Here is a 23,412-nt window from a genome sequence, read left to right on the forward strand (position 1 = left end):
TTGTCATATTGCAAAAATAGCGCGATCGCGCTATTTTTGCAAGTGCTACATGGGTACGATATTTGAGGGTTTTAGCGCTCAAACCCCTACGGTGTAAGGCTTGACGCTGGGTGTAGTACATCTGAATGGGGGGAACTTCAGGATAAAGGAGAGTTTTATCCCAAAGATGCTGGATTATACGATGAAGATGAAACCCTATCGTACCAGCATGAAGATCGACTATGATTGTCATCGTCCGTTGGAAGTCGAAGCCATGTTTGGCAACCCAATCCGGGCGGCGCAAACGGTTGGGGTTGCGGTTCCCCAAATAACCCTACTCTATCAACAATTAAAATTCCTAGATACTATAAATATCACGATTGGTGATTAATATCAACGTTTCACCAAAACGCCTCTACAAGCTCCCTCATCTCCCGATCAAGGAGTTTCCCGCAGCGCTTGCAGATAATCCATCGCGGCTTCGAGTTTGGAGGGATAGCTATAAGAAAACTCTTCAAACCAAAGCCCTTCCTCAGAATGGGGCTTTAAATTATTTAACCATTCTTGGGCTTGTTGCTTCAGGGCTTCCCGTTTGCGCTGTTGTCGCTGTTTTACCTGTAGAGACGTTGCATGCAACGTCTCTTGCTCCTCTTGCCGTTGCTGCTGTCGTTTCCGTTGGGCTTCGCGCTCTTTCTCCTCAAACTCAGCTTTCAATTCTGAGAGTATACTATCTTCTACAGGCGATCGCGAGGATGGGGATGAGGAAATGGGTTGATACCTGGACGAATTCGTTGTGGGCGACTTCAATTCGTCCTCATCCAACAGAGGTTTTTTTTCAGGGGGTTTTCCCTGATCTTTTTCTTGATATTCTGTTTTGATTTGGGCTAATAAGTCATCAAGGGATTCTGCCATAAGACTAGACTCTCAGTGACGAGAGATGTTGTTATCAACAATTATAGTGAAGGACACATCCCAAAAGGTCATGTCCTGTATATCTTCTATTCTAATCCGCTTTGCTTTTGCCCACTCTGACAGACAATCCCTTGACACCTGCTCTCGATCAATCGCCTGAGTTAAGGATCGGATACTCCACCAGGAGACGGCGTGATACTCACAGATGAGGTAAATGCACCCCCTGTGTCAGAAAACCCACTAAACTGGGTTGCCTAATCGATTACAGCATTGAGCAACACGTCTGTTAATGTCATATCCTCCATATCCTCAATGGTTACTGTATCCACAATGTCAAATTTTGCGCCAGCACTTTCGAGTTCATCATCAAGAATTTTGAGGAACTTCGTTGCTTGAGAATCACTGCCAATTTGGATAAAGGAAATGGCTAACTCTTCATCCTTATCGATTTTGCGTGACGCTTCGATAATCACCTTCATCACAGCTTTGCGGTCATCGGGTTCCCCATCGGTAACCACCAGTATGGTTTCACCATTCAACTTCGTCTGACCGCTAGTCTTACGCTGAAAATAGTTGTTAAGGGCATCCTGCAAGACAGATGCCAAGTCAGTGCGCCCTGATGGCTCATTTTCCTGGAATACCTGGATAACTTTATTAGCCGTCACACCGTCATAGCGTTTGAAACGACCAGAAAAGAGGTAAATGGTGATACCATCGGGATCAAATTCTTCGCATTTATTCGCTAAAGCCAGGGTAGACTCTTGCATAACATCCCAGCGGCTTTTCCCAGAATACTGATCCCGAATGGACATACTGCCGCTTTTATCAATGATTAAGGTATAATCTCGTTTCTCTAGCATAAAAACGTTCCCAAATCTACTACAGTCCTTCTCAAGATTATCAAACCCACAAATCGGCGATCGCAAACTGTAAGGTGGCGACAGTTCGGGAGCCGGACTGTAGGGGCGGGTTCTCCCGATAACATTTTGGCACAAACCGCTTTCCTTGAGGAGCGCCCGCCCTTTTAAGTACAGACGCGCCATGGCGCGTCTCTACCGCGTTAGGATGCCCACTCGGATACAGTCTCCTGAAGCGGCTGCCAACGGAAATAGCGCTCGCCTCCCATTTCAATCGCCACTTTCACGCGCTTCTCCTGCTTAGGTAAAGTGATGAAATATTCAATTTCTTGGCGGGACAGACTAGCGCCCTCGATTAGCCACAGTACCATCCCTTTCGACTTAGCCGGTAGATTTTCCAATTGATACGTCAGGATAGGCGGGACAAAGTAAACCGGACCCACAGCAGCGCTTTGACCAATTGTTTTCTTGCCCAGATGCGGTGGACGGACACCGTGAACACCCGTCAGATAAGCGGCTGGATCGCCTAATCCTTTCACGGAGAAAGAAATCGTCGTATAACCCGCCGCCCGCAGTCGTCGCCGATAACGCCCTTCAAATCCTCCCTCTAAGGGAGCGTATAATGCCAATGCGCCGGACTGTTCTAAATCCCTAATGAACGTCTTTCCGGTGGTGATCAGTGCCATTTATTTCTCCGATTCCGCCTTAAGTTTTGTTAATTCTTATCAGCCAATTATATAGCCTTTATTACCCCCTGCAAGAGGAGGCGATAGGCGATTGAAATCGCTGCTATACAAACTTTCGTCCGCCTGCGCGGACTGGGTTATAACAGGGGTAGCGTTCCCCGGATTTGGTATCAGTTGGTGTATTGAATAGCGATCGCAAGACGTAAAAACCATGCCCTAAGCGTAGTTGAAGGGTCAATTGTCGGGACAAACGCCAGCCACTGTAGGGGCGGGTTTAGGAACTAGCGCTAGCTTGTTACCAATAACTCAACAACAAAACCAACGCCAGCCACTGTAGGGGCGGGTTTAGGAACTAGCGCTAGCTTGTTACCAATAACTCAACAACAAAACCAACGCCAGCCACTGTAGGGGCGGGTTTAGGAACTAGCGCTAGCTTGTTACCAATAACTCAACAACGAAACCCGCCCTTATTCATAAGTATGGATTGTTAAGATAGAGCCAGTTTTCCTAATAATTTCCGTCCATGGTTTCGTTCAACTATCCTGTTCCTCAAACCGATCCACCTTGTTCACCGAGGGAAACGCTACCGACGATGTATGATCTTCCGAGTGAAGATCCAGAGGAACCCGGTTTGCCTGACGAATTCCATGATTGGCAAGCGCAATTGTTGAGCTTGACATTTTGCCCTCCCCACTATTCCCTTTCACAGATCTTTTATGCCAGCGACTTAAACCTTTACTATGATGTGCGTCATCCTCTGTGGTACAAGCGTCCGGATTGGTTTGGGGTTGTCGGTGTGCCACGACTGTATGATGATGTGGATATGCGCCTATCTTATGTCGTTTGGCAGGAGGGCGTCAATCCGTTTGTTGTTGTGGAATTGCTTTCACCTGGAACCGAGAGAGAAGACTTAGGAGAACAGGTAAACCAAGTTCGAGAATCTGAACTGGAACAAGGTGTAGGAAATGGGCAAGACATTCAGCTTCCCACAGAAGATAAACCACCGCGAAAATGGCAGGTTTACGAGCAGATTTTGCATATTCCTTACTATGTTGTATTCAGTCGTTACACCAATCAGCTACGAGGGTTTAAACTGAATGGAGCGCATTATCAAGAGTTAGAGGTACAAGATGGGCGAGTATGGATGAGCGAATTAGGTTTGGGTTTAGGATTATGGCAGGGAGAGTTTCAAGGGATTAATCGCCTCTGGTTGCGTTGGTATGATGGTCAAGGAAACTGGATTCTAACGGAAGCGGAACAAGAAAGACAACGAGCCGAACAGGAAAGACAACGAGCCGAACAAGAAAGACAACGAGCCGAACAGGAGAGAATCCAAAAAGCCCAAGCTTTACAGCAAGCTCAACAGGAAAGACAACGAGCCAAAGCTACACAAGCTCAGTTAGATGCTTTGATTGAGCGACTGCGACAATCAGGTATTGACCCCGATACATTTTTCCAGGATCAGGGCTGATAACAAACACAATTCTACTACTTTTAGCGATGAAAATTAAATCATTGTTGACCGATTGAAAACGTTACGTGTCAGCCCCTGACGAATGACAAATGACCCTCACTGAGCCTCAATCCACGACAATCCCGCACCCGGATAATAATGGGCTAAAATTTGTTTGTAATCATACCCTTGCATCGCCAACTCATACGCTCCCTTTTGGCTCATTCCTCGACCGCCAAAAACATTACTGACAATACTATCCGAAGCAGCATACAGGGATTCCACGACGCCCCCTTTATAACTGAGAAACATTCCCTGGGTTTGCTGAACCGCTTGAGTTGTAGTATTCCACTCCGACTCAATTCCCTTATACACTTGCCAACGCTGAGTATTACCCAAATCGTATAACTGATTAGCAGGTCGAATATAATGGACGATCGCATAAGAACGAGCCGCGATCGCTTGGGCTTTTAAGGCAGCGGGGGGCCAACTGGGATAGATTTCTGAACCGACGACACTGGCTAGATATGCCTCAAGCTCAATATAATTAATGGCAAGCAGACTATCCCCTTGTGATACTAAGAGTAAATCCCCTCGATACCAGCGACCATTGACAAAAACAAACCCGCCACCAGTGGGTTTAAGCCAAGCACCCCCTGGGGTTTTCCATTCACCGATGCGAAGATAAGAACCATTGGGTTGAGCGTTAACTCCTTCGTTTGCCTCAAGTTTTCCTAATGTTTTTCCATTTCCATCCACGACTATTCCGGCTGTAGATGTGCCAACGTCTAGGGAACTTACTCCTGTCGCGATCGCAACTCGCATTTCTAAGCTTGCAGTATTAGCTGGAGGATTTTCTGCTTTAGCGGAGTTTCCGGAAGCGGCGGCAGATGATTTCGGGGGTGGAGTTTGGGCTTGAGTCTGGGCGTTGGGTTTGGGGGGTAGGGGAGTAGGGGGTTTGGAAGCTGAGGTTTGAGTTTGAGGTGTCGGATTCGCTGTCGGTGATTGAGCCGCCGAGGTTTGAGTTTGAGCAGTTTTGTTCGCTGTCGATGGTTTAGTCCCTGAGGCTTGAGTTTTCGCGGTATCTTGAGCAGTAGAGGATTGAGATGGGGTTGCCTTGGGAACGGGAGTTGCGGGATATTGCCAGGAGAGACTTTGAGCAACCAGACGATGACGCCATTGGGCTTCAGCCGGGGACGGATTTGGCGGCGGTGGAACTTCTGATCGGGGTGATGGCTCCGGAGACGGTTGGGGAGAAGATGCGATCGGTTTAGAACCGGAATAAAAGGATTGAGCTAGCATCAAGGGCAATACGAGGGATGCTGAAACCACAACCATTGACCATAGTCTAGAACCCTTTAAAATCGGGTGGTTGTTAGGCAGGCGAATCATCAATACTTGCTCCTGATCGGGTTGGGAGAGGACGATAACGACAGATTAGCAGTAAGCACCGCCTCTTAGTTTAATCTGCGATCGCGTCTTTGCATATGGCACTCCCTGGCGGAATAAAGAATGGTAACACTGATTTCTCTGATTGGTAGGAACGGTAGAGGTGGGGGGTGGGAGGCTGGTAGCACTGATTACACAGAGATGTTAGTTCTCAATGGGGAGACGATGATTCGATTGTTGGGGAGATTACTTACTTGTCTGTGTCAATCTGTGTCTCTCACGATTCAGTGTTCTGGAAAGTGTCATCCTTTCTGTGACATCTGTGTTTTTGTCAAGACTTAGTAATGATTTTTATCGAAACTTTAAAAAAATACATGCGTCCAAGGGGACATGGGGAGTGAGACGAAAACCAGAAATTATACAAAGTGTTACGAAGATTCAAGAGGTTTAGCTGTGTCGGGATTAATTTTGCTCAGAATAAATCCACCATAGATAATATACCTGAAAATCACACACTCATCTCACAATTGCTGTAACCCTTGAAAATTCGTAGATAATTCCGGAAAAGGGGTCAAAAAAGAGCAATTATGACGTTTTGTTGAGATGGAAGCATGATTGAAAAATTTAAACCGTTCTGGGGGAAAGAATAGTTTAAATTATCATAGCTTGACAAATTTAGCCGAAACGGAATTGAGCAAAACTAAAGATAATGTCAGTAGCGAAGGATACAGAAATAGGAAAGGGGTATGTCGTGAATCGTGGTTATCAAGTGTTGTTTGCTCCTATTGGTATGCCCATTGAAATGGTTAGGGGATGGGTTGAAGCGTTAACTTTAATTGTGTCCACCTACTTAGCGTTGACGATTGAATCGGGCGCAGGTCAGTGAGTTGGGCGCACGTCGGTGCGCCCCTACGGTTTTTGGGCTTAATGGGTCATGAGTTACTGTTCAACAACTTCAGGTTGTGTTGTCTCATTTTGGGCTAGATATCTAGCTCTATCTTTTAATATTCCTGCCACCCCATAAATTTCATTTAAGCTTGAGAGGACTTTCTTGGCTTCTTTCCCTTCAGCATCAATAATGGCGATAGATTTTTTTGTCGGGAAAAACCGAAGTCGGCAAATAGTTTTTGTTGTCTTGCCGTCTAGATTAACCCCAAAGTAGCTTTTGGTGTCTTTGTACTCAATACGTCCAACATCTACAACTTCACGTAGAATTGCTTTAACGATATGAAAAGCTTCCAACTCTTCTTCTGTCGTCACTATTCCTTCGTCTGAAGAGAATTCAGATTCAACCTCTTGCCCTTCAGTTGATGGTGTCGAGGTTTCTGGTGTGTTAATAGCAGCCGCTAGCCTTTCTGTAATGCGCTCGTTAATAAATTCTTTTAGTGACCGTCTGGTTATATCTGTAAACCTTTCCATAACCGATGCAGCCAGCCTCCCAGAATATACTTGACTGGCAAAAAACTTGACGAATTCAGGAGATGGGTCAGCCAGTTGCTCTGCCATGATGCGCTTAATTTCTTTAGTATAAAGAAGATTTCTGGCAACATCTTCCAATTCACCCGAATTAAAGCTTGATTTGGAAAAACGTTTGAGTTCATTAATATTGGATTCGTGGAAGTCCAACATATTGAACTCAAAAAATGATTTTTCATCCATAATGTTGGGTTTCTCTGTATCGGTGTAAAACCGATAGATAATCCCATTGGTCAAAACGCTAAACTTTGCCTCTGTTGTATGAAAATATCTGTGCAACTGTGAGTTATGCTTAGGGTTCTCTAGACTCCCTCCACACCATTTACATTCAATCAAAATGATCGGCTTTTCATCCATGATGATTGCATAATCTACCTTTTCCCCTTTTAGTCCAGGTACGTCAGCCGTGAATTCAGGGCAAACCTCCATTGGGTTAAAAACGTTATACCCTAAAGCATTAATGAAAGGCATAACGAAAGCGCTTTTGGTAGCTTCTTCTGTCTGAATTTGCTCTCTTAGCTTTAAAATTTGCTGAGAGATAGATTTAATTTGGTCGATAAAGTCCATACTGCCGTAGTGTGGTGAGGTATCTTTACCCAGTATACCCACTCGAAAAGTAAAAATTTTAGCGATCGCGAACTTTTTACAAAGACTTTGCCAAACCTTGATACTATGGTTGCTTGAAGCGATTAGGCTTAAGCAAATATAGCGCAAAAAGACTAGGCTATCTGTCTCATTTAAGCCTTACTGCATAACGATGATAAAGAGAAAAGGAGAGTAACAGGGGATTAAGGCGATCGCACTCTTGTACAATGGACTGACTCGTTTCTTGATACCAGCCACTCTCGTTCATCTGTCTAGGACAACCTGCGATCGCGTAGTTTGTAGTCAGCGCTGTCTTCGCTTTTGGCACGCTTCATGTCTACTACTAACCTAGGATAGATGACAATAGCTGACATTCCGTCTCCCTTGCGGTTTAATTGTCAGAGTGAACGCTGTAAAAATTAATACAGTTGTCGCTCCACCCATGCTGAACGTAGAAAGAATCGGTTTAGCCCTTGGAAGTCAGCAGGAGGAGAGGTCAAACCCAGAGGGGAAAGGAAAACTATGAATAGCAATCCATCCAATCCTTCGGCAAATGGTGGTAAAACAATAAATATTGCTGATATCTTGGCACTTCCGGAACGTCAACGGCAAATTGTGCTATTTATCCGTCGAGAGGAAGGGCATACCCTACCCGAAATCGCCGATCACCTGAATGAAGACGAACAGGCGATCGCTATAGAACTAGATGAGTTAGTTCAAGAGGGTTTTGTCCGAGAAATACAAGTGGAAGGCATTCCCCGCTATTACCGCAGTGAAATGAGACGACAAGGTAGCCAGTTTTCTGAGATGATTCAGCAAGCGCTGACACCGGGAAAACCCCTGTCTATGATTGTGAATCCCTCTGGGGATGCGCCAATTACACCCGGTTTGACGTTTGAGTTGTGCGTCACGATTACCAATGAGGGGAATCAAAGTGCCTTAATTGATATTTATATAGATGAAACCTCCCAATTCCTGCACCAGTGGTGCATTTCCCCTTATGAACGTCTGGCGTTAGGGCGGGGGCAAAGTAGTGAGGTGGTGTTTCAGATTCCGGTACCACTCGATGCGATACCAGGCACTTATAATTATCTGCTAATTGTTGATGCCCAGCAGCATTACCCCCAAGACACGCCAATCCAACATCAAGCACGGCTGCAAGTCTTACCCTTTGTCCAGGAAGCCATCCGGGTTAATGATCCCACCTTCACCCTACTCCCGCTCACCAATTCCGCCGCCCCGGCTGTTGTCCAACCCGGAGAATTTCTGGAGGTTCAGGTTCTGGTTCATAACCGCTCCGATCGCGTGGATCAATTTCGCTTAACCTGTCCGGATTTAGCCCCTAACTGGTATAGAGTGATTTATCCCGAAGGCTATACCCAAGCGGGAGTGGTGCGAGTTATGGATGGCTTAGAGTTGAATCCTGGTGAAAAGGGGCAAATCCAGCTCATTATCACCCCACCTGTAGATACTTGGGCGAGTATCTATTCTCCCACGGTGCGTCTCTATTCCCTGAATAATCCCGACTTAGTCCTACTCGATGTCATTTACCTACAGGTAATGCCAATTTACCTGTTAACTGTCGAGTTAGTCACCCTAGTGGGTAAGATCAGCAATCAGTCCGGTGTGTTTGAGTTACAACTGTATAACGGCGGCAATATTACCCGCGACATTGCCCTCATCGCCAAAAGTGCCGATGGCGATGATCTGTGCACCTATACCCTGATACCCAGCCAAGTTCGCCTCGCCCCTGGCGGCTATGCGATCGCGAACTTAGATGTACAACCCAGCCAGAAATGGTGGCGTAGACCCTTCTACGGACGAGTTTTAAACTTTGTTATTGAAATTGAAGACCGACAACAGTTCCCCCTAATTAACAATCGCTTCCAAGGCACCTTAATTTGGGAAGGTCGTCCTTGGTGGCAATTTTTATTAGTCATTTTAGGCATAGTCGGACTAATTGGGGCATTAATATTCCTGCTGTGGTTTCTCTTTTTTAGACCCAAACCCCGCCCAGAAATAGTCGAATTTGCGCCAGCCAGCAATAATTACTCAGCGGCTGAGGGGGAGAGTGTTCGCCTGAATTGGGAAATTAATAATCCCGAACGAATACAAATGATCAAAGTACAAGGAGTATCACCAGAGGGGGTAGTCACCAGCAGTCCAATTGCCTACAATTTTAGCCAGGGGATTCCCAATGAGTTAGAGCGTTTCTGCACAATCAATGAGGTTCTTAATTGTCAAAACGTACCAACGGATGCTCGCGAACCAGGTGATTATGTGTTTGAACTGACTGTGATTCCCCAAGGGAAAAAGAGAGGGGAATCAGAGGAACTTCTAACGAATACGGTTAAAATCACACCGTTCCCGATTCCTGAGATTGAAGAATTCACCTCCACTCAAGCCGTCTATCAACAAGCCAGTCAGAGGACGCCTGAAGCGGCAAATCAGGAAGCTAGTCCAACGGCTAATGATGACAACTCACCTCCAAATCAACCGCAACCCGAAAATAGGGTGATTGTACTGAATTGGAAAATTAGTCATCCTGAACAAATCAGACTCTTAAAACTGGTGGGTCGCAATCCAGAAGGGATTATCCTCGTTCCCATGCAATCGATTGATTTTAGTCAAGGGATTCCTCAAGGCTTACAAGAAGCCTGTGAAATAAAGGATGAGACATTAGTCTGTGCTAATATTCCTATAGATAATCCCCAACCGGGAACCTATATTTTTGAATTAATTGTGGTTCCCCGACAAGGAGAACCCGAAGAATTACCCGCTCAAAAAACTGATCCGATTAAAATTGAAGCACAACCTGTTCCCTTTAATATTGTTGAATTTACAGTTGGTGGTGTAGAAACCCTAACTCGTCCTAAATTTGTCGTGCCAATTTCTGGGAATCAATCGATACCTGTACCCTTATCTTGGAAAGTTGAGGGGGGTAGAGATCTGAAAGTTGAACTTCTACCAGCACCCGGTACTGTGCCACCAGAAGGCACTTTACCCTATGAACTCAGTCCAGAACCGACTACAGAAACGATTACGTTGCAAGTCACCAATGAAGCCGGAGAACAAAAAAGCCGTTCAGTCACCATTGAAACCATCCAACCACCACCTCCAGAACCTCCAGCAATGACCTTATCACCTCCACCTTCCCCACCCGGAGACGCGACTAACGGGTTACCCATCTTACCGCCTCTACCTCCACCCGGAGGCGCTTCTGCTTCACCAATGCAGACACCCCCCTCACCCTCACCTTCACCTTCACCTTCACCGAGGACTACACCATCTGAAACTGAACCAAAACCTCTACGTTTACCACTAGGCGGTTCACCTCCTCTTCCTCCAGGCGCCGACTCTCCTCCTCCCGCCGAACTTCCACCCAAGTTTAGGTAAAACGAATTGAGTTTATGATGACAATACTTCGTCTAGAATTACTACAGGTAAATCGGGTATTATCCGTAGCCTTTGATCATTCGTTAAAAACTGGTTACATCCTGAAGTAATGGCTGTTGCTATATGAATGGCATCTGGTGTTCTTAGTGAAGGTGTAACTGCCCGGAGTCTGGCAGCTTTTTCTAGGATGAGTTGATTGATAGGCACCAATTGTATTTGAGGTGATCGCAGCAATCGCTTGTATGCCTCGGTTAAAAAGGTATCGGAGTTTCGGATTGGTATAACCAATACCTCCATGAACGTTAGTTCACTGGTTAAGACTTCCAGGTTCCCGGCTTGAACTTTTACCCAGAGATCAGCTAACAATGAACCATAAACAGGAGCTTGTTCAACGGCATAAATCACAACAACCGTGTCAATATATATTCTAGAAGAGTCAGGCAAGTTTAGCTGTCCCATGTATCCCTTTCCGCTTGCAAATCTCGATTAATTTCTTCGAGGTTTCGATTAGAGGGGCGCTGAGAGTGGATTTCTGCCAATATTTCCAGAATCGATTGCTCCGTCGATCGGGTTGGCTTTTCTGGCAACAGAAGAATTACTTCAATGGTGTTCCCGACTGTATTTAATGCGGTATCAGGGGGTAAGTAAATTTCGATTTTATTGCCCGGTAAAACTTTAGCTTCAATTCGTAAGGCTGATTGCATTATAGGCTTCATTTCTTAATTTTAATCTAAACTATTTAAAGTTTGTTATTTTCCACTATCCATAGATTAATCTGAGTATAGATAATGATAATTTGCTGGGTCTACTTACCTTCATTCTATTACAAAACAACGTGCTTCAATATTTAGGGCTTCTGGTTTCAGTGTTCACGTAGGGACACGGCAATGCCGTGCCTTATTTTTGACATTGCTATTGCCTGGGAACGTAACGGATGAGCATCCGCATCAGTTTACCAGGAACGGGCGTAGGCATCAGAGGACTCCATTCACTGATTTGGGCGAAGTGGTGGGCGTACAGACTGTGGATGATGTTGGTAATCCCACTCCTGGAACCAATGACTAAGATTTGCACAGGTTCGCGTTCGGGGTTGGGTGAAGTGGTTGAGATTTCTTGGGGATCTGGGAGAAAGTCTTTAGACATAAAGATTTACCTTCTAGGGTAAAAATGACACCGATTGGACTACATCTAGTGTAGCGCAACGTATGCCAATCGGTGTCATTTACGGGGGAATCCACATCTGACACAATTTTGGGCATGGGAAGAGCAGGAAAAGCCCTCAAGCAGGTGTTAGACAATTACGGCATCAGCCAAAACCAAGTAGCGGTGAAGATGGGGATTGGACGTTCCAATATTTATCGCTGGGTACATGAAGTGAGAGATCCCGGCGCTGAGATGGTGATTCAACTCAGAGATGCGCTGCATCAGATTAATCCGACGGCGGCGGAAGAGTTTGTGCGGTTATATTTAGGTCATCCGCCTGGGAATGATGATAAGGAGTAGTACCAACAAGTTGAGTGGTAGGGGTGGGTTGTACCGCTATTGGGGATTGAAATCCGCCAATTGAATAAACCCGCCCTGAGAAGGTGTGTTGCTATAAAACTTTTGGTGTTGGTTCAATCTGAAGTGATTTATTTATTGGTAGTTAGGATAGGGATAGCGTTTTAGACAACTCTACAAAGGAGACGACAGGGATGGGTGATGAATAAATGTGTGGCGTGGCTAACTCATAGTCTGTGACGATAAGTGGCTCAACGCTCCAATCCGTCGAAGAGTCTAATTCCAACCACGTCACAACGTCATGTAAATGATCACGCACCCAATCAACTCGTTCTTGATGATGCTCAACAGAGGATTTTTCTCTGCCTTTTCGCTTTTGTCGTCCTAGAAATAACTGATCTAACTCATTCTTCATCTCGTGAGGTGCGCGAGCAAGAGCAAAGTTTTTACATTCGATTACTTTTATGCGTAGATTTCTCGGATCAGCTACTAGAACATCGATATCACCCACTTGTATCTTAGTCTTGCTAATTTTCTTAACCCGTCGATGTACAACTAGGGTTGAATCTTGCGCCAGTAAGTCAGCTACGTTGTCGTTAAACGCCTCGCCTTGTTTATTTCTCAAGTCACTCATTACCTTCTTCATCTCAGCACTTTGGGCTTTTAGTCGTCCATTGAGACAAAGATAAATGAGATACTGACTCGCACTATACAGATGACGAATACCCCAAATCACCTCAATTTCACCATTGCACTCGCGACGTAAAAAGGGACGACGGAGGTAAGAGAGGGAGCGATTAAACTTCCACGGGTATACATCTGCTGGCTTATACAAGTTGTCTGGCTTAAGAAAATCAGAACGGGGGCTAAGAGATAGCAGTTCAATGGCGTGACTAACCTTTTCTGGAGTCCAACTTAGCTGGTTAGCCAGACGAGTAACTAAATCTTTCAAAGGAAGAGAAGCTACACTAGGATGGATAGTTCTACCGATATTGATAGATTCGCCAAATAGTTCCTGTAATTCTGTAATTGAGAAACCAAATTCTATAGAGGCAGCATTATCAAGTTGAATTAAAAACTCGGGTTTGTTAGAGACTGCCTCTGGTTTTCTCCAATAACGTTTAAACTCGCTTGTAGATCTGGCAATTTCACCTCCTGTAAAGATAGAAATATAAGCCTCGCGTGCTTTGTCGTATTCCTCTCTGTCTGTTCCTAATCTTCCCGATGGAAGCATTTCTAATTTTGAATCAGCTAACTCAAAGTTGATAAGATCACTTTCAAATCCAAAATTAACAATGTGGGATGCCAAAGCTTGCAGGCGGTCATAAACGCTTAAACTGAAGGGTCTTATGCCACGAGGTGGTCGAGCAACAACATATTCAATCACAAAACGACTTGCTAATGCTGCCTGATTGCGTTCTGGCATTTCCTGACGTAGCTCTTTTACCATGTCTAGTTCAGAGCTAAAGCAGACTAGCCGAGTTGGTATAGTCAGCCGATGTTCCGCCACTTCTTGCACAATTGCTTCATGCCGAACAACTAAATGCTCTAAAAGCTTCTCAGGATTTAGTGATGCTATCAATTTTTGTAATTCTTGGTATAAGGAATTAACGGTTTTCTGAAGAACAGCAGTTCTCTGGCTATCATCAATAGAACCTTCCTTCAACTTTTCAACTGAACTCAGGTAATTACCCAAATCGTCTAAAAGTTCATCTTCATCTGCTTCCTGTACCTTTCGATATTTCGGTAGACCTTCATTATCAAGTTCAGGATTGATAGCAGTATCTAAAAATAAAAGTTTCTTCTTTTTGCCGAGTGGGGCATGATTGTCAATAATTCTAGTAATTACTTCATCAGATAATTTTTCACGATGGCTATCAGGTAGTAACTCTCGAAAGCCGCATAAAATGGTCTGCATCATATATCTTTCACCCCTGTTGTCAGAACCTTGCAGAAATGAAGATATAGCTGATGAGATAGTTAAATCTATATTTCCATTAGTTGAGTTAGCTTGAATATAAACGGGTAATTCATCTGAGCTTTCTTGGAGGTCTATAATTTTATTCCAAGCTTCATCGAGTGGTATAAATAACCGAATTGCTATTTGGCGAGATTCTGATGTTATAAATTGCATCATTGGACTAATTGAGGAGGTAAACTGCCATAACCAATAACTAATAGTTTCTGCAAATTGAGCATATAAATTATGTAATTTTTTCTGGCTATCCTTTTCTTTCTCTAGTCCAGAGCTGACAATCCAAACTGGTATTGGCAAACCTTCTACAAGGAAAGTCGGTGGTTGAGGTTCTCTTCTGAGAATGGGTTTAGGGAAATAGATGGGAATTTCCCGCGTCTCGAATCGTGAAGTAACCTCAATCAGATAGTTTTTTTTATATGAAGGTACAGCATGAAAATCTCTCTTGTGTAGTACTTCTTGACGTAACCGTGCTGTCCCCTCTAAACTAAACGTAAAACTGTTGCGATGGTTTGGGTTAATTTTCTCAGATAAGTAGTACGTATAACCCTTGTCTCTGTAAATAGAGAATTTGTCTAGTTCACTATGTGAGATAACCTGCGCCTGTTTTTCGAGTCGCCCAGATGCCCTAGCGTACTTCCAAAACATCAAAGAGTTACCAACCTCCAAAAGAGTGATTGTCTCCAAGTCACCTGCTGATAGAGTGATAAGAAGTAATGGCTCAATTTCTGGCATTTTTTTGAAAGCTAGTCTATGAAAACGCCCAAAACCTTGCACTATTAGTAGGAACAACACTTCATTGACCCCTGGTAAAGCGGTGAACGTGTATTCGTATATTTCTTTAATCCGCGTTTCTAGTTTCACCCCTATTTCATCCAGATTCCAACACCCAAAAGGATCTTGACAATCGTACTCATCTAGAGAGTCAGTAACTAGAGCAACATAAGCCACTTTATCTACATCAAACCCAAAAAAGGCATCTCGGAAGTAAGGAATGTCTGGTGGATTCGGCGGTGAAACTGACGTGATATTCCAATGTATACAACCCAGTGACTCAGTTACTGTATTCCCTACAGAATCACAGTAACGCTCAGTAAGGTCATCTGTAACCTCATATTCAAAAGCAAGGCGAATCAATTCATTTCGCGCTGCGGATAAAAGCATTCCCGGAATTGCCACGATAAATCCATTATTAGCCTGAACAATTGGACGAAATAATAATTCACTTCTGTCAAATTTACAGTCTTCAATCGAAACATTACCCAATGCTACTATCAATGGTTCTATCTCAAAAAGATAAGCATTATGTCTAATCAGTAAATTCGATAATTCAGACTCACTGAAAAATACAGCTTGTTTCAATTCCTCAAGTCGCTTAACAGAGGGGACAATCACGTCTCCTTTTGGTGCAATAACTGGTTCGACTCCCCTCTCAAGACCAACACGTCGTGCTATTTCGTTGCTGATGGCTAAAACCGCCGATATTAGACCACAAGCCACTGTTGCAAATTGTTGGTTTGGAAAAGGGTCAGAACTTAAAAATATTGCTTTGGTAAGATGCCGTAAGATAAACGTTTCCTCTTCCGCAATTCCTGGGAAAACGATATAGGAACCCCCATGAAAGGTAAAAGCTTCAGTAAAAGGGTTATTAAAGGGGTCTTCCATGCAAATGAATGGTTCTAAATCGGAAGAGTGGTTGCAAATTTTTTCTAATTGCTTCAGGTTAACTTTCTTTTTAGACCCAAATCCTTTGCTACTGATTGAAGCAACGGCGCGGGTGAGCGCTTCAAATCGAACAGCACGGTCAGCATTCTCTGGCATTAACTGCAACCCAGCGAGAGTGGCTAGCAAATCATCAGAATCATATACAGAAAGAGTTTTAGCAAGCTTGATTAGAGGGTTTTGATTGACAGGTTTAAATCCTTGTGAATTAATAAAATCTGAACGGGATCTTGATTTGCTCATTACTAAAAAACCTATAAATGGAATCGTCCGGATCTACGGTAGAAATTATATTTATTTCCTCAATGGACTTTGGTGAGTACGCAACAGCTTTATTTAATGCTGTAATCAGGTTGGCTTATCACCATAAACACGGGAGAGCCTAATTCCTATTTTTCGGGTGTATTATTTCTGTACTATAGCGCATATAGCGGTTAAGTGTGGCTTAACAATGACCCAATGATGAAATTCTGACACCAATCACAGTTAAGAGTTACCCTTGTCTGAGAAGAACAACCAGCACTTACTTAAACCCTGACTCCTCATCCCTTGCTAAAGACTGTAGGATTAGACGCGATCGCAAAAAGCGAATAACCACTAATATAGATACTTTCGCAAATTCTTTGTGAATTACCTTGTAACAAAACTGCGATCGCATTCGTATCCAACAGGTAGCGATTACCACTCATCCCGCAGCATCCTTTGCATCGCGACGGCATCGCCTTGCCAGGTTAACTGCCCCGCCAGATCAAAAAAGTGATAATTAGGTTTCTGTGTCTCTGAGGCAACCGGAACAGAGCGATCGCATACCCTATCATAAGTCCGGATATGAGCGCTGGGGATCGAAAACATCCTTAAGCCCACTTGTTTGTCCACGACTTCAGACGTATCCTGAACCCTGAAGTCATTGTAATTTAGAGGAAAATGCATGTTAGATAAACCCGAAGCTCCGATTGAAGCCATTGACGCCAGAGAAATCCTCGACTCCCGGGGACGTCCCACCGTGGAAGCCGAAGTTCGCCTCGCCAGTGGTGCCATCGGACTGGCGCAAGTTCCCAGTGGTGCCTCTACCGGCTCCTTTGAAGCCCACGAACTGCGAGATGGTGATTCTCATCGCTACAACGGTAAAGGCGTCCTCAAGGCTGTCCGTAACATCAAAGAGAAAATCACCCCCGAACTCCTGGACATGGACGCCCTAGACCAAGCAACCATTGACCAGACGATGATTTATCGGGATGGTACCCAAAACAAAAATGAACTTGGTGCCAATGCTATCCTGGCAGTTTCTCTCGCTAATGCTAAAGCCGCAGCGGATGAATTGCAACTTCCCCTCTATCGCTATTTAGGTGGACCCCTTGCAAATCTTCTCCCTGTACCGTTAATGAACGTGATTAACGGTGGTGCCCATGCGGATAATAACGTGGACTTTCAAGAGTTTATGATTGTCCCTGTAGGTGCCGATTCATTTCAAGAGGCGTTGCGTTGGGGGGCTGAAGTATTCGCCTCCCTGTCTCAAGTGTTGAAAGAGAAAAAGCTGTTATCCGGTGTGGGTGATGAAGGGGGCTATGCACCTAACTTAGAGTCCAATAAAGCCGCTTTGGAATTTCTGATTGCAGCGATTGAAAAAGCGGGTTATAAACCAGGGGAACAGGTGGCGTTAGCCATGGATGTCGCCGCCAGTGAATTTTACAAAGATGGGCAATATCTCTATGAAGGGTCATCTCACGCCCCGAGTGAACTTATTGATTATCTGGATCAATTAGTCAGTCAATATCCGATTGTTTCCATTGAAGATGGCTTACATGAAGACGATTGGGATAATTGGCAAAAGCTGACCGAAAAACTTGGTTCCCGCATCCAATTAGTCGGGGATGATTTATTTGTCACCAACCCCACTCGCTTGCAAAAAGGGATTGATTTAGCCGCTGGGAATTCTATCTTAATTAAGCTCAATCAAATCGGCTCCTTATCCGAAACCTTAGAAACCATCGAACTCGCCACCCGCAATGGCTTCCGTTCCGTTATCTCTCACCGTTCTGGCGAAACCGAAGATACCACGATCGCGGATTTAGCTGTCGCCACTCGTGCGGGTCAAATTAAAACCGGTTCCCTCTGTCGCAGTGAACGAGTTGCCAAATATAACCGCCTACTGCGGATTGAAGATGAACTCGGCGATCGCGCCATCTATGCAGGTAAGATTGGTATGGGACCAAAAATTGCCAAATAATTCCCATTTCCAATAGTTTGGTAGGATATTAAATCCCTGTCGGGGCGCACCGACGTGCGCCCTAATTCCGACCCAGCTTCAAGTTTGTAAGTACGTTCATCATCGGTGCATTCAATCACTAACTCGCTACCTTTAAATGGCAAAAATTATAGTAAAAGAATACGTGCAGGGACGACTATTTGCTAATTTGTCCCAATAATATTATAGTTAAAAGCGGTCTAACTTACCCTTACGTTCTAGAGTATCAATTGAGGAGTATCAAAATGCAATCAAAGACCATCCAATTATTTTTGGCGTTAACTGTAGCCGCTACCCTTGGTGCGTGTGATGCAAGCAACCTAGGTACAGAAGATGGTGAAGCTGAGGAAGGTGCCCCGCAAACGGAGCAAATGCAAGAAGATGATGATCTTAACGCCGAGGAAGGTGGCGAAGAGGGTGAAGAAGATCAAGAGGAAGATGAAGAGGATGAAAACGCAGAAGAGGACTAAGGTGGTGAAGGTGGTGAAGGCAGTTGATCTAAGTCGTTGCTGATGAATAATGGGCATACATCGGCAGCAATGAATATTTTTTGTTGGCAGCAAATTCTGAGTTATGATCATCTGGGTAACTCTATCCCGATAGAATCTGTCCCTAACTGACGTTGGTCATTTTTAGCCTGCATGTTTAACCAAACAGTAATTAATCGAATCGCTACCCCATTCGCTATCAGTGGGGTAATCTTATCCATCTTTATCGATACCGCCGCCGCCGCTACGAAGCTAAACAATAATGATAACGTTAGTGGGTTTATCCAAACCAATGCTCCCAGCTTCCGCTATCGCAACGACTTGCTACCCAACGCCCCGATGGAAACCGCTGCTGGTGAAGAATACCTGTTTAATGCACAACAAGGGGATACCGTTCGCATCAATGTTAAGCCAGAAGAAGGTAGTACACTCTCGCCAATTTTAGTCCTGAGTTCCTCTCAAACTGGCAACCAAGTCGCCTACAACGACAAAACCAATCTTTTAGTATACCAAGTACCCATTAGTGGCGAATACAAACTCCTCGTTTTAGGTCGAAATAATACCAGAGGCAGATATACGGTTTCCCTTTCCGGAATTACACCCGGAACTATCGCCAATAATCCCTCGAATCAACCCTCCTCCTCTAATCAAACTACGGATAAACGAAAACAATTGCTACAAGATGACTATGGATTGAGAGTGTTAGAAAACTGTCCGGCGGCGACGGGTTCTTTGGTTGTTGTGTCTTTTCCGGAATCGAATCAAACCTATACCTATTGCGCCAATCCCAACCGTTTCCTCCAAGCGGGACAGTATACCTACGACGCGAGTACAGAAACCTTAAAACCGGGACGCCCTGGAACTCAATCCGCCGCCAATCAAACGACAGATCCCCGCCAAGAAAAATTGGAAGATGATTATGGATTAAATATACTGAGTACCTGTCCCTCATCTACCAGTTCCTTAGTGGTTATCTCCTATCCTGAAGGTGGACAAACCTATCGCTATTGTGCCGATCCTAACCGGGTTTTTCCAGCGGGTGAATATACTTATAATGCCAGGACTAGTAGTTTAGAACCTGTTAAAAAACCAGAAGCTTGTACTGTACAAGTTGGGGGTGTTTGTATTGTTCGGTGATACTACAATTGAACATCCTACATGAGGGTGGGCGAAGCATTGGCGTCTGAAATTTATTTAACCCGCCGTTCATTGAACTGCGCCAATGCTTCGCCCCTACACACCCTACACAACCGACACACCTGACACAACCGATACACCAGACACACCCGACACACCCGACACACCTGACACACCCGACAAAACCGACAAAACCGACACACCCGACACAACCGACACCCCCTATTAATCGGAATCTTTAATGGGCTCAACTGAACCGGCGATCGCTTCTTGTTGGAGTTCTTCCAAATCTATGGCTTGTAACAAATAACGCCAAGCGAGAGGAAAATTATAGATTTGGGTTAAATCTGCTGAGATATCGTACCAAAGACGATTATCTCGATAAAATTCCATCTTATCTATCACCAAAGCCGTTGCCATCTGAGTTTCTAAAAGTTGGGGATCAAGCCGTTCAATCAAGCCTTGATGCCAAACGACTTGAGAGGAATCTGTCTGATCATCTGTTTCACAATAAAGGGTGAACTGCCAACGATACTGTTGATTCAGTTCTAGGGGATTGGCTGTGGTTGGTAGGCTAATCTGGACAAAGCCCGGTGTTTCAGGAAGCTGGAAATTGACCTGATAGGTTCGAGTCCCTTCCTGCAAATTTTCTAAAAAAAATGCTCCTCGATTAATAGTGCTGCTCTGATAGGGAATATAAAACCAAAATGTGGGATATTCTTTTAAAGTAAAGCCAGAAAATTTGACCCCAGAGTTGGCAATGGGTAATAGCGGTGTAAACGGTTGTTTGGTGTTTTCACAAGGTCCACGAGTTCCAGCAGGTTTGCGATCATCATTCGGTCTATCCCTAACGGGCGGATCTTGTTTAATATCTGCTGATTTTTGTATGGGATAGGCTTGGACAAGGGATCGATGATTTGTCAATTCAAGAACTGTTATGGCAAGGATTAAAGCAAGTTTTAGTACAGTCATGTTTAAGGAATTTAATCGGATCGCGGATGCTTAAATGTCTGGTAAGCCACAAGACTCCCACTTGTAGCAAATACAGCTAGCGTTGCCAGAACTATGGGTACTATACTGCCAGTTTGAATTAAAATAAACCAGCCTATACCATTAATGGTTATTATAGAGATTCCTACTCCTAATCCCAGACGTAACCGTGACTCTCGATAGTGCCACGCGATCGCACCCCCAACAATCGACCCAATCCACACCCAGAGGATTTCTCCCCAAAGGGGCAAAAACCTTAGCAAGGGGCGTTCTCCAGTAACCGCACTGATAATCTGACTGACCATCTGACTATGCAGGAATAGCCCCCGAATTTCATGATTGCCAGGAGTTTGGAATTCATCTTTAATCGTGGGATCGGTCATGCCAATTACAATAATTTTATCCGGCAAAAAATCAGGATTTACGCGATTGGCAAAAATATCACTCAGAGTCACTCGTTCTACCATCGTTTTGGCAAATTCTGGGGAACGGTAATTGAGTAATAGTTGAAATCCTTCTAATCCGACAGGGCGCTGGTAAAATCCGGGGTTGGCATTTAAATTTGTTAAGGTAACTGAACCCAATTGCCAGCGATCTTCTGAGATAAATTGGGGTGAGATTCCCTCGGCTTGCAGATATTGTAGGGCTAATTGAAAACTCAGGGAATAGAAGGTGGAACAAGAAGATACCGCTGGCGGTTTCATGGCGATGAGATGACGCCGCACAATTCCATCTGGATCAACCACAATATCAGCAAATCCTAAGCGTTCTTTGGGGAGCCCAGGGGGAGCAGCAACGCCTTCGGGGATTTGGGGAGACGGGATGACACAGATGGGAATCACGCGATCGCTCTTTTGTAGATATTGTACCAATTCAGCCCACCCTTCCCCTGAAGGGCGATCGCGAAAGATATCTAAGCCAATGGCGCGGGGTTGATAGGTGTCGAGTTTTTGCAATAGTTTCAACAGGGTGCGATCGTGTAGCGGATATTCACCGCCTAAATTGTTGATATCCTTAGCCGTTACCTCAACTATCAACAACCGAGGATCAAGGGATGGCGTGGGGCGCATGTTCAGGAGTTGATCAAAGGCTTGTTGTTCTGTCGATTGTAACCACCCTAGCGATCGCACTCCCATGATTAAACTGGTAACCATGACACTCGCACCTAGTACCAATTGCCAACCTCGCCGTCTCTGCTTAACAGGTTTGGCTTTAGTGTGGCTAATCCAGTCGTTCCAAGTTGGCGGAACTTGGGTAGGATTTTGGACAATTACGGGTAACCAACTGGCACAAGGGAATTGACTTTCTAATCCCTGTAGTCGTTCTCTGGCGTCTCTGACGGCTAAATAGAAGGGTTGACCTTGGGCAAAGGCAGTGAGAAAATACTTTAGGAACTCTTGCGCCACGCGATCGGGAACTAATTCCCGCATGACAATCATTTGCGGAATCTGGATATCATCCAGTTGTCGGGCTAAACCTAAGCCATCGCATGAGTTGAAAATAGCCAGTTTTAATCCTCGTTCTACGGCTTTTCTTAGCGCATACCAGAGTTCATTAATCGTTAAACTATCGGTTTGATTAATATAAATCCGCCCGGTTTCGCCTTCGGTTTCACTATGTCCGGCAAAAAAAATGATGTCCCAATGGTTTTCCCAGAGTTGATCATTAATTTCCCGGCGGCTTTTTTCGACTAAAAATGTAATATCTGTATGGGGTAAAGTTTCGAGTAATTTGCGATCGCTTTCAATATCAATTCCCTGGCTATGACCAAGAATGGCTAAAATTTTTACTTTAGGCGTGCGGCGATTTGAGGTGAATTGGGGAGGACGTTCAAACTGAGGATCAGTTAACGCTAGTTCTGCTTTCGGATAATGGTCAAAAAAGTCCCACAAATGCCAAGGAAGTTTTTGTAAGTGGGGATCATTGGTGGATAGCAGGAAGCGAATCGTATCCTGAGGACTGAGGGCTTCCCTTAACCGCCGATCCAGGGGGCGAAACCCTTCCCCATCTAACCAGGTTTGCAAGCGATCGCGCAGTTCATTCGCCGAGTCTTGACAGTCCCTCAGGCGCTGGCTTACTGAACCATCATAGATAATTTTTTTCGGTTTAATCCGATAGGGGGCGCTAATGCTACGATACTTATGCTGCCAATGGGATTGTATGCGATCGGCAAATTCAGGCGCTGCGTTTAATATTCCTTTTAGTTCAATATCTGGGGGGGCGCCATCCCCACCAATCGCTAATGTTACTCGAAATCCGTGACTTTTAAAATCCCCATCAAGTTTCAAAATTACTAATTTTTTGTGGGTGGTGTCATTTATCATTTTTCAGGGAATAGGGAACAGGGACTAACGATGAATATAGCTATTTTGGAACACTTAACACTGGGGCGGGTTTAGTTACATCGTGGTTAGGTAAGAAATGATAGTAGTCAAACCCGCCCCTACATACAACCATACCCAATTCAAAAATTGACAATAAATAATGAACAATGGATAATGACCTCTCCTTAAAAGAATAGGATTGAAATTAAGGAAAATCTTTTTTAATTTCTTCGTAAACGAAGAGGTCTTAGACCCAATTAATCAATTATCAATTATCAATTATTAATTATCCATTGAT

General features: G+C 44.5%; 22 protein-coding genes and 1 pseudogene. 9 read left to right on the plus strand and 14 right to left on the minus strand.

What is annotated here, in order from left to right; all coding sequences use genetic code 11:
- Positions 1 to 142: 142 nt before the first annotated feature.
- Positions 143 to 370: pseudogene (locus RLO19_RS30600) on the plus strand (ketopantoate reductase C-terminal domain-containing protein); the annotation flags it as partial.
- Between the two features lie 47 nt (positions 371 to 417).
- On the opposite strand, the gene RLO19_RS30605 reads toward RLO19_RS30600, so the two are convergent.
- The 3 genes from RLO19_RS30605 to ndhN form a co-directional block, all read right to left on the minus strand.
- Entirely contained in the window at positions 418 to 891 is a 474-nt protein-coding gene (locus RLO19_RS30605; RefSeq protein WP_446361493.1) for a salt stress protein, Slr1339 family, read from the minus strand.
- Positions 892 to 1,145: 254 nt separating this feature from the next.
- Positions 1,146 to 1,751: a vWA domain-containing protein gene (locus RLO19_RS30610; protein ID WP_446361531.1), complete on the minus strand. Its 606-nt coding sequence runs from the start codon at positions 1,749 to 1,751 to the stop codon at positions 1,146 to 1,148.
- A gap of 200 nt (positions 1,752 to 1,951) precedes the next feature.
- The gene (gene ndhN, locus RLO19_RS30615) at positions 1,952 to 2,434 is read right to left on the minus strand and encodes an NAD(P)H-quinone oxidoreductase subunit N (protein WP_446361495.1); all 483 of its coding nucleotides are present in this window, start codon (positions 2,432 to 2,434) and stop codon (positions 1,952 to 1,954) included.
- A 523-nt stretch (positions 2,435 to 2,957) separates the two neighbouring features.
- On the opposite strand from ndhN, the gene RLO19_RS30620 reads away from it, so the two are divergent.
- Positions 2,958 to 3,905, plus strand: coding sequence for a Uma2 family endonuclease (locus RLO19_RS30620; RefSeq protein WP_446361497.1), 948 nt, complete (start codon positions 2,958 to 2,960; stop codon positions 3,903 to 3,905).
- Positions 3,906 to 4,004: 99 nt separating this feature from the next.
- Here the strand turns inward: RLO19_RS30620 and RLO19_RS30625 are convergent, their stop codons facing one another.
- Positions 4,005 to 5,279, minus strand: coding sequence for a SpoIID/LytB domain-containing protein (locus tag RLO19_RS30625; RefSeq protein WP_446361499.1), 1,275 nt, complete (start codon positions 5,277 to 5,279; stop codon positions 4,005 to 4,007).
- Positions 5,280 to 5,985: 706 nt separating this feature from the next.
- Between RLO19_RS30625 and RLO19_RS30630 the strand changes: the two genes are divergently transcribed.
- Positions 5,986 to 6,162, plus strand: a complete 177-nt coding sequence (locus RLO19_RS30630) for a hypothetical protein (protein ID WP_446361501.1) — start codon at positions 5,986 to 5,988, stop codon at positions 6,160 to 6,162.
- 53 nt (positions 6,163 to 6,215) lie between these two features.
- On the opposite strand, the gene RLO19_RS30635 is transcribed toward RLO19_RS30630, so the two are convergent.
- Both RLO19_RS30635 and RLO19_RS30640 read right to left on the minus strand, forming a co-directional pair.
- Positions 6,216 to 7,319, minus strand: a complete 1,104-nt coding sequence (locus tag RLO19_RS30635) for a type I restriction endonuclease (RefSeq protein ID WP_446361533.1) — start codon at positions 7,317 to 7,319, stop codon at positions 6,216 to 6,218.
- A gap of 166 nt (positions 7,320 to 7,485) precedes the next feature.
- Complete coding sequence (locus tag RLO19_RS30640; RefSeq protein WP_446361503.1) at positions 7,486 to 7,665, minus strand: hypothetical protein; 180 nt, start codon at positions 7,663 to 7,665, stop codon at positions 7,486 to 7,488.
- 194 nt (positions 7,666 to 7,859) lie between these two features.
- Between RLO19_RS30640 and RLO19_RS30645 the strand changes: the two genes are divergently transcribed.
- A complete protein-coding gene (locus RLO19_RS30645) occupies positions 7,860 to 10,733 on the plus strand; it encodes a transcriptional regulator (RefSeq protein ID WP_446361505.1) in 2,874 nt (957 codons plus the stop codon).
- A 12-nt stretch (positions 10,734 to 10,745) separates the two neighbouring features.
- On the opposite strand, the gene RLO19_RS30650 is transcribed toward RLO19_RS30645, so the two are convergent.
- From RLO19_RS30650 to RLO19_RS30660, 3 genes are all read right to left on the minus strand, one after another.
- The gene (locus RLO19_RS30650; protein ID WP_446361507.1) at positions 10,746 to 11,192 is read right to left on the minus strand and encodes a type II toxin-antitoxin system VapC family toxin; all 447 of its coding nucleotides are present in this window, start codon (positions 11,190 to 11,192) and stop codon (positions 10,746 to 10,748) included.
- Positions 11,180 to 11,437 carry a hypothetical protein gene (locus RLO19_RS30655; RefSeq protein WP_446361509.1) on the minus strand — a complete coding sequence of 86 codons (258 nt, stop codon included), beginning with the start codon at positions 11,435 to 11,437 and terminating at the stop codon, positions 11,180 to 11,182. The genes RLO19_RS30650 and RLO19_RS30655 overlap by 13 nt, the downstream gene beginning before the upstream one ends.
- Before the next feature lie 208 nt (positions 11,438 to 11,645).
- A complete protein-coding gene (locus RLO19_RS30660; RefSeq protein ID WP_446361511.1) occupies positions 11,646 to 11,876 on the minus strand; it encodes a peptide ABC transporter substrate-binding protein in 231 nt (76 codons plus the stop codon).
- A gap of 114 nt (positions 11,877 to 11,990) precedes the next feature.
- Here RLO19_RS30660 and RLO19_RS30665 point away from each other — a divergent pair, with 114 nt between their 5' ends.
- Positions 11,991 to 12,236, plus strand: a complete 246-nt coding sequence (locus tag RLO19_RS30665) for a helix-turn-helix domain-containing protein (RefSeq protein WP_446361535.1) — start codon at positions 11,991 to 11,993, stop codon at positions 12,234 to 12,236.
- A 142-nt stretch (positions 12,237 to 12,378) separates the two neighbouring features.
- Here the strand turns inward: RLO19_RS30665 and RLO19_RS30670 are convergent, their stop codons facing one another.
- The 3 genes from RLO19_RS30670 to RLO19_RS30680 all read right to left on the minus strand — a co-directional run bounded on the left by RLO19_RS30670 (position 12,379) and on the right by RLO19_RS30680 (position 16,860).
- Positions 12,379 to 16,173 (minus strand): hypothetical protein, encoded by a 3,795-nt coding sequence (locus RLO19_RS30670; protein ID WP_446361513.1) that lies wholly within the window; start codon positions 16,171 to 16,173, stop codon positions 12,379 to 12,381.
- A 299-nt stretch (positions 16,174 to 16,472) separates the two neighbouring features.
- Positions 16,473 to 16,619: a hypothetical protein gene (locus tag RLO19_RS30675; protein ID WP_446361515.1), complete on the minus strand. Its 147-nt coding sequence runs from the start codon at positions 16,617 to 16,619 to the stop codon at positions 16,473 to 16,475.
- Positions 16,609 to 16,860 (minus strand): hypothetical protein, encoded by a 252-nt coding sequence (locus RLO19_RS30680; RefSeq protein WP_446361517.1) that lies wholly within the window; start codon positions 16,858 to 16,860, stop codon positions 16,609 to 16,611. Before RLO19_RS30680 ends, RLO19_RS30675 begins: the two co-directional genes overlap by 11 nt.
- Between RLO19_RS30680 and eno the strand changes: the two genes are divergently transcribed.
- The 4 genes from eno (at position 16,859) to RLO19_RS30700 (ending at position 20,029) form a co-directional block, all read left to right on the plus strand.
- Positions 16,859 to 18,157: a phosphopyruvate hydratase gene (eno, locus tag RLO19_RS30685; RefSeq protein WP_446361519.1), complete on the plus strand. Its 1,299-nt coding sequence runs from the start codon at positions 16,859 to 16,861 to the stop codon at positions 18,155 to 18,157. The genes RLO19_RS30680 and eno overlap by 2 nt on opposite strands.
- Before the next feature lie 263 nt (positions 18,158 to 18,420).
- Entirely contained in the window at positions 18,421 to 18,645 is a 225-nt protein-coding gene (locus RLO19_RS30690; RefSeq protein WP_446361521.1) for a hypothetical protein, read from the plus strand.
- A gap of 171 nt (positions 18,646 to 18,816) precedes the next feature.
- Positions 18,817 to 19,800, plus strand: a complete 984-nt coding sequence (locus RLO19_RS30695) for a hypothetical protein (RefSeq protein ID WP_446361523.1) — start codon at positions 18,817 to 18,819, stop codon at positions 19,798 to 19,800.
- A gap of 85 nt (positions 19,801 to 19,885) precedes the next feature.
- Positions 19,886 to 20,029: a hypothetical protein gene (locus RLO19_RS30700; RefSeq protein ID WP_446361525.1), complete on the plus strand. Its 144-nt coding sequence runs from the start codon at positions 19,886 to 19,888 to the stop codon at positions 20,027 to 20,029.
- On the opposite strand, the gene RLO19_RS30705 is transcribed toward RLO19_RS30700, so the two are convergent.
- The gene (locus RLO19_RS30705) at positions 20,026 to 20,724 is read right to left on the minus strand and encodes a DUF928 domain-containing protein (RefSeq protein ID WP_446361527.1); all 699 of its coding nucleotides are present in this window, start codon (positions 20,722 to 20,724) and stop codon (positions 20,026 to 20,028) included. The genes RLO19_RS30700 and RLO19_RS30705 overlap by 4 nt on opposite strands.
- Positions 20,725 to 20,783: 59 nt before the next feature.
- Positions 20,784 to 23,114: a CHASE2 domain-containing protein gene (locus RLO19_RS30710; protein ID WP_446361529.1), complete on the minus strand. Its 2,331-nt coding sequence runs from the start codon at positions 23,112 to 23,114 to the stop codon at positions 20,784 to 20,786.
- Between the last annotated feature and the right edge of the window lie 298 nt (positions 23,115 to 23,412).

The organism is Coleofasciculus sp. G2-EDA-02 (genome assembly GCF_040226375.1).
GTDB lineage: Bacteria > Cyanobacteriota > Cyanobacteriia > Cyanobacteriales > Coleofasciculaceae > Coleofasciculus.